This is a genomic window from Agromyces seonyuensis, from assembly GCF_009789225.1.
Lineage (GTDB): Bacteria > Actinomycetota > Actinomycetes > Actinomycetales > Microbacteriaceae > Agromyces > Agromyces seonyuensis.
Genome location: NZ_WSTA01000130.1, coordinates 1 through 6,212 on the forward strand (window position 1 = coordinate 1; position 6,212 = coordinate 6,212).

A 6,212-nucleotide genomic window follows, 5' to 3' on the forward strand; every position below is an offset into this window, starting at 1 on the left:
CCGGGGACGCCTGCGACGAGGAAGCCGACGAGACCGCCGACGACGAGGATCACCGCGGCGAGGATGCCGCCCCAGACGAGGGCGCGCTTGAGCACGGGGGCGGGAGCGCTGACCGCGGCGGCGGGCGCGGTGGCGGCGGGCGCCTCCGGCGAGCCGGCCGGACCGTTCGAGGTCGGCGCCTGAGCCGGGGGAGCGGGCGTCGTCGCCGCGGGGGCGGCTGCGGGCGCGTTGTCGGGTCGATACTGCGCGAGCATGGCCCGCCAGGTCTCGTCGACCGATTGGGGGTCGGCGAGGAACTTCTCGTACATCTCGTCGACGAGCCATTCGTTCGCGCCGAATGTCGTTTCTTCGGGTCCGGACCCGGTCAGTTGGCTCGACACAGCCTGTTGCCCACTCTCTCCATTGATCGCCTCTGGATCGGCTCGCGGGCAGGCGGGTGCCTCAGCCCCCGAACACTCGGACAAGCCTAACGCCCTTCCGGGGCGACGACTGCACCGCGGCCCGGGTATTCGCGGCTCGCCGGGCGCAATCGCAGGATGACGGATCCGCACGATCCCGGGCGGGATCGGCCGATCGGGGCCGAGCCTGATCGCCGCCTGGGAGCCGGACCCGAGCCGGCCCCGCGCCCGCGCCCCTCGGTAGACTCGCGGGCATGCAGTTCTATCGGACGCAGCCGAGCCACGACCTCACCTATTCGGACGTGTTCCTCGTCCCGAGCCGATCGGGCGTCACGAGCCGATTGGACGTCTCGCTCGCCCCGGACGACGGGTCCGGCGGAAGCCTGCCGCTGGTCTCCTCGAACATGAACTCGGTGACGGGACCGCGGCTCGCGGCGACTCTCGCGCGCCGCGGCGGCATCGGCGTGCTGCCCCAGGACCTGCCCCTGCAGGAGCTCGACGCGGCGATCCGCTGGGTGAAGGCCCAGCCCGTGCGCTTCGACAGCCCGTTCTCGTTCTCGCCCGACCAGAGCGTCGCGGACGCCCTCGAATGGCTGCCCGCGAGCGCGGGGCACGGCCTCGTGCTCGTCGAGGACGGCGCGTTCGTCGGCGCGGTGCCGGCCGAGCGGCTCGCGAAGGCGCAGCCCGACGCCCGGCTCGGCGACCTCGTGCACGGCGCGCTGCCGGCGCTCGACGCGGAGGACGTCGACACGGCGCGTCGCGCGTTCGACGTCATGGCCGACTCCGGGCTCGATTTCGCACCGGTGCTCGAGCACGGGCGGCTCGTCGGCACCCTCAGCCGCCGCTCCGCCCTGCGCGGCACGATCTACGAGCCGAACCTCGATGCGGGCGGACGCCTGCGCGTCGCCGCGGCCATCGGCATCAACGGCGATCCCGCGACGAAGGCGACGGCCCTCGCCGCCGCGGGCGTCGACATGCTCGTCGTCGACACCGCCCACGGCCACCAGGAGGGCATGGTCGAGGCCGTCCGCGCCGTGAAGGCGCTCGGTCTCGGCATCCCGATCGTCGCGGGCAACCTCGTGACCGAGGACGCGGTCCGCGACCTCGTCGAGGCGGGTGCCGACGTGCTCAAGGTCGGCGTCGGCCCGGGCGCCATGTGCACGACCCGCATGATGACCGCCGTCGGCCGGCCGCAGTTCTCCGCCGTGCTCGAGACCGCTGAAGCAGCGCGCTCGCTCGGCGCGACGGTGTGGGCCGACGGCGGCGTGCGCTACCCGCGCGACGTCGCGCTCGCGCTCGCGGCCGGAGCGGCCTCCGTCATGATCGGCTCCTGGTTCGCCGGGACGATCGAGGCGCCGGGCGTCCTCCGCACGGACGCCCAGGGCCGGCTCTACAAGGAGAGCTGGGGGATGGCGTCGACGAAGGCCGTCAAGGAGCGCTTCGGCCGGCTCTCGGCCTACGAGCAGGCGCGCAAGGAGCTCTTCGCCGAGGGCATCTCCTCGAGCGAGATCCGGCTCGATCCGCTGCGGCCCTCCGTCGAGGACCTCCTCGACATGATCACGTCGGGCGTGCGCTCCTCGTTCACCTACGCCGGTGCGCGCGACCTCGCCGAGTTCCGCGAGCGCGCGCTCGTGGGCATCCAGTCGGCCGCCGGGTACGAGGAGGGCAAGGCGCTCCCCGTCAGCTGGTGACGCTCACGCGGTCGCGGGGCATGCCCGCGACCGCGACCCGTTGCCTCGCCGAGTGGCGGGGCTACTTGCCCTGGCGCTGCGCCTTGATCGCCTTGACGGCCATCTGCCAGGCCGCGAAGAGCAGGAGGGCGGCGAAGAGCCAGCCCGAGAGCCACGCCGGGATCCAGTGGGCGAACGCGACGCCGCCGAACGACGCGGCCGTCGCGACCAGGCCGATCACGAGACCGGCCCGCAGGTCGACCAGCTTGGCGCGCCAGTTCGAGATCGTGCCGCTCACCGACGTCGGGAACATGATGACGAGCGACGTGCCCTTGGCGAGCAGGTCGCCGACGCCGAAGAGGTTGATGAGGCCCGGCACGGCGATGATGCCGCCGCCGATGCCGAAGAGCCCCGAGAGCACGCCGATGCCGATGCCGAAGAGGATCATCACGAGCGGCGTCCACCACTCGAACTCGACGTGCTCGGCCGAGCGGCTCGGCTCCTCGAGCGCCGTGCGCACCGCGACCACGACGATGAGGGCGATGAAGAGCCAGCGCAGGATCTTCAGCGGGATCCTGCGCAGGAGGATCGAGCCGAGCCACGCGCCGATGATGCCGCCGATCGCCGCGAACAGCGCGGTGCGCCAGTCGACCTCCCCGCGCACCGCGTACTGCGCGGCGCCCACGATCGACGTCGGCACGATCGCGGCGAGCGAGGTGGCCGATGCGCGTCGCTGATCCATGCCGAGGAGCATGACCATGAGCGGCACCATGATGATGCCGCCGCCGACGCCGAACGCGCCGGAGAGCAGACCGCCGACGACGCCGACGATCGCGTACTTGATCCAGACGGATGCGGGGGTCGGGGCGGCGGGGGCGCTCGAGTCGGTCACCCCGCAATGCTAGAGCCCGCCGTGCGACGCTCGATCCGGTGCTCGGCTCGCGGCCGCCTTCCGAGAGCCGGCCATGGGGTGGTCGAGCCGGTGCCCGATACGGTGCCCGCAGCGGGGCGAGCCGCTCTGCCGGCTCACGGAGAACACCGAGGAATCGGCGCCGCCCCGCCCGTATACTCGTCTGACCATGGATCACCCTCCGTCAGACGAATCCGGTCATAGTCCCTCGCCCGTGCACGATCGGGGGTGCATGGATGTCTGAGTGGCTCTTGCTGAGCATCGGAATCCTGCTCACGATCGGCACGGGCTTGTTCGTGGCGAGCGAGTTCGCGCTCGTCAATCTCGATCGCGCCGATCTCGAGGCGCGTCGGGCCCGAGGTGAGACCCGGCTCGGCATGACCATCGCCGCGCTCAAGATCACCTCCACCCACCTCTCGAGCGCCCAGCTCGGCATCACGCTGACGACGCTGCTCACGGGCTACACGATGGAGCCGGCGATCAGCTCGCTCCTGGCGGCGCCGCTCGCGGCCGTCGGCGTCCCCGAGTCCCTGCTGCGGCCCGTCGGCGCGATCGTCGCGGTCGTCGTCGCGACGCTGCTCTCGATGATCGTCGGCGAGCTCGTGCCGAAGAACTTCGCGCTCTCGCTGCCGCTCGTGACGGCGAAGGCCGTCATCCCGTTCCAGACGGCGTTCACGTGGGTCTTCCGGCCCGCGATCGCCGTGCTCAACGGCAGTGCGAACGCCGTGCTGCGCCGCTTCGGCATCGAGCCGAAGGAGGAGCTCTCGGGCGCGCGCAGCGCGGAGGAGCTCTCCTCGCTCGTGCGCCGTTCGGCGATCGCGGGCGTGCTCGAGCAGGACACCGCGACCCTCCTCGGCCGCACCCTGCGCTTCGCCGAGCACACCGCGAGCGACGTCATGACCCCGCGGCCGAGCATCGCCGCCGTGCAGCGCGGCGACTCCGCGGCGGACATCGTCGCGCTCGCCGCACGCACCGGCTACTCCCGCTTCCCCGTCTACGACGAGAACCTCGACGACGTCGTGGGCATCGTCCACGTCAAGCAGGCCGTCGCCGTGCCCCGCGACAAGCGCGCCGAGGTCCCGGCTTCCGCATTGCAGTCCGACGCCCTGCGCGTGCCCGAGACCATGAAGCTCGACGGCCTGCTCGAAGAACTGCGAGGCCGCGGGTTCCAGATGGCGATCGTCGTCGACGAGTACGGCGGCACCGCCGGCGTCGCGACGCTCGAGGACCTCGTCGAGGAACTCGTCGGCGAGGTCTCCGACGAGCACGACCGCACGCGCGCGGGCGTCGTCGTGCGCGGCGATCAGATCAGCTTCCCCGGGATGCTCCGCCCCGACGAGCTGCTCGAACGCACGGGCATCCGCGTGCCCGACGACGGCGACTACGAGACCGTCGCCGGCTTCGTGATGAGCGAGCTCGGACGCCTCCCCGCCGTCGGCGACGAGGTCGCCGTCGAGGAGGGCACCCTGCACGTGCAGCGCCTCGACGGCCGCCGCATCGATCGCATCCGGTTCGTGCCGACGCCCCTGCCGGGAGCCGGGGACGATGCCGACCGGGCCCCCGCCGCGGTGAAGGGAGGCGCACGATGAGCGACTGGGCAGGACTGGCCTGGCTGTTCGTGCTGCTGGCCGGCAACGCGTTCTTCGTCGCCGCCGAGTTTGCGGTCATCTCCGCGCGGCGCTCCCAGATCGAGCCGCTCGCCGAGCAGGGCAAGCGCAGCGCCAAGACGGCACTCTGGGCCATGGAGCACGCGACGCTCATGCTCGCGATGTGCCAGCTCGGCATCACGATCTGCTCGCTGCTCATCCTGAGCGTGTCCGAGCCGGCGATCCACCACCTCCTCGAGATCCCGCTCGCTTACACGGGCTGGTCGGAGGAGGCCATCGGCACGATCGCGTTCGTCATCGCGCTGCTGCTCGTCTCGTACCTGCACGTCGTGTTCGGCGAGATGGTCCCGAAGAACCTCTCGTTCACGCTGCCGGATCGAGCGGTGCTGCTGCTCGCGCCGCCGCTCGTGTTCATCGCCCGGATCTTCCGGCCGATCATCGTCGCGCTCAACGCGACGGCGAACGGCATCCTGCGGCTCTTCCGCGTCGAGCCGAAGAGCGAGGCCAACTCGACCTTCACGCTCGAGGAAGTGCAGACGATCGTCGACCAGTCGCGCCGCGAGGGCGTGCTCGAGGATGCCAGCGGCACGCTGTCGGCGGCGTTCGAGTTCACGACGAAACTCGTGCGCGACGTCGCGGTCGACCACGACGGCCTCGTGAGCCTGCCGGCCGACGCGAGCCCCGGCGACGTCGAGCGCGCGGTCGCGCGCCACGGCTTCTCCCGGTACGTGATCGACGACGAGGCGGGCGAGCCCGACGGGTACGTGCACCTCAAGGACGTCATCGACCTGCGCGACGACGAGTTCGACCTGCCGATCCCGCCGAAGCGCGTCCGCCAGCTCGTCTCCGTCTGGGACGGCACCGAGCTCGAGGACGCCCTCGCGACCATGCGCCGCCTCGGCACGCACGTCGCCCGGGCTTTCGACGAGCAGGGCGCCACGACCGGCGTCGTGTTCCTCGAGGACATCATCGAGGAGCTCGTCGGCGAAGTGCAGGACGCAACGCGTCGGAACTGATCCGCCGTCCCGGGTTCGGCGTAGTTTCATCGCCGAACCCGGGGAAGCGAGCGGAGACCATGTTCGACAAGCTCATCGGGATGGCGGTGCTCCCGGCATCCGACCAAGCCAGGGCGCGGGCCTTCTGGCACGACGTGTTCGGCGCGGACCCGGTGCGCTCCGACGAGGGCGGCGACCTCTACGATCTCGGCGGCACGCCCGTGTTCGTCTACGAGACGCAGTTCGCCGGCACCGCGCAGAACACCGCGCTCGGCCTCGTCACCGCGGACCTCGACGGCGACATGGCCGAGCTGCGGCGTCGGGGCGTCGTCTTCCACGAATACGACTTCCCGGGGCTCACCACCGTGGACGGGGTCGCCGAGCTCGAGGGGGAACGAAGCGCCTGGTTCAGCGACAGCGAGGGCAACATCGTGAGCCTCATGCAGCCGGTGCCGGGAGACCTCGACCAGCTGCGCGCCTGGACCTCCGCCGTCGCGGACTGAACCGCCCTACCAGCCGGCGCCGCGCGGCACGGCGCGCGCGTACTGCCCCGGCCAGGCCGCCGCGTCGTCGGCGCCGAGTTCGTGGGCGGCGCGGAGCGGCCAGTGCGGGTCGCGGAGCGCCGGGCGGCC

General features: G+C 71.8%; 6 protein-coding genes. 4 read left to right on the top strand and 2 right to left on the bottom strand.

Annotated features, from left to right (window positions below; translation table 11 throughout):
- Positions 1-380: 2-oxoglutarate dehydrogenase E1 subunit family protein (locus GB864_RS17610; protein WP_160426995.1), on the bottom strand; the 380-nt coding region annotated here is incomplete at its 3' end.
- 272 nt (positions 381-652) lie between these two features.
- Here GB864_RS17610 and guaB1 point away from each other — a divergent pair.
- Positions 653-2,089 (top strand): GMP reductase, encoded by a 1,437-nt coding sequence (guaB1, locus tag GB864_RS17615; protein ID WP_160426996.1) that lies wholly within the window; start codon positions 653-655, stop codon positions 2,087-2,089.
- 61 nt (positions 2,090-2,150) lie between these two features.
- On the opposite strand, the gene GB864_RS19025 is transcribed toward guaB1, so the two are convergent.
- A complete protein-coding gene (locus GB864_RS19025; RefSeq protein ID WP_160426997.1) occupies positions 2,151-2,960 on the bottom strand; it encodes a TSUP family transporter in 810 nt (269 codons plus the stop codon).
- A gap of 254 nt (positions 2,961-3,214) precedes the next feature.
- Between GB864_RS19025 and GB864_RS17625 the strand changes: the two genes are divergently transcribed.
- The 3 genes from GB864_RS17625 to GB864_RS17635 are packed head-to-tail and all read left to right on the top strand — an operon-like array spanning position 3,215 to position 6,083.
- A complete protein-coding gene (locus GB864_RS17625) occupies positions 3,215-4,567 on the top strand; it encodes a hemolysin family protein (RefSeq protein ID WP_160426998.1) in 1,353 nt (450 codons plus the stop codon).
- Positions 4,564-5,601 carry a hemolysin family protein gene (locus GB864_RS17630; protein ID WP_160426999.1) on the top strand — a complete coding sequence of 346 codons (1,038 nt, stop codon included), beginning with the start codon at positions 4,564-4,566 and terminating at the stop codon, positions 5,599-5,601. The genes GB864_RS17625 and GB864_RS17630 overlap by 4 nt, the downstream gene beginning before the upstream one ends.
- Before the next feature lie 59 nt (positions 5,602-5,660).
- On the top strand, positions 5,661-6,083 hold the full coding sequence (locus GB864_RS17635; protein ID WP_160427000.1) for a VOC family protein: 423 nt from the start codon (positions 5,661-5,663) through the stop codon (positions 6,081-6,083).
- Positions 6,084-6,212 lie beyond the last annotated feature (129 nt).

What these genes read in the sequence shown, in the direction of transcription:
- guaB1 (WP_160426996.1), top strand. Translation starts at nt 653, where the DNA reads ATGCAGTTCTATCGGACGCAGCCGAGCCACGACCTCACCTATTCGGAC.
- GB864_RS17630 (WP_160426999.1), top strand. Translation starts at nt 4,564, where the DNA reads ATGAGCGACTGGGCAGGACTGGCCTGGCTGTTCGTGCTGCTGGCCGGC.
- GB864_RS17625 (WP_160426998.1), top strand. Translation starts at nt 3,215, where the DNA reads ATGTCTGAGTGGCTCTTGCTGAGCATCGGAATCCTGCTCACGATCGGC.
- GB864_RS17635 (WP_160427000.1), top strand. Translation starts at nt 5,661, where the DNA reads ATGTTCGACAAGCTCATCGGGATGGCGGTGCTCCCGGCATCCGACCAA.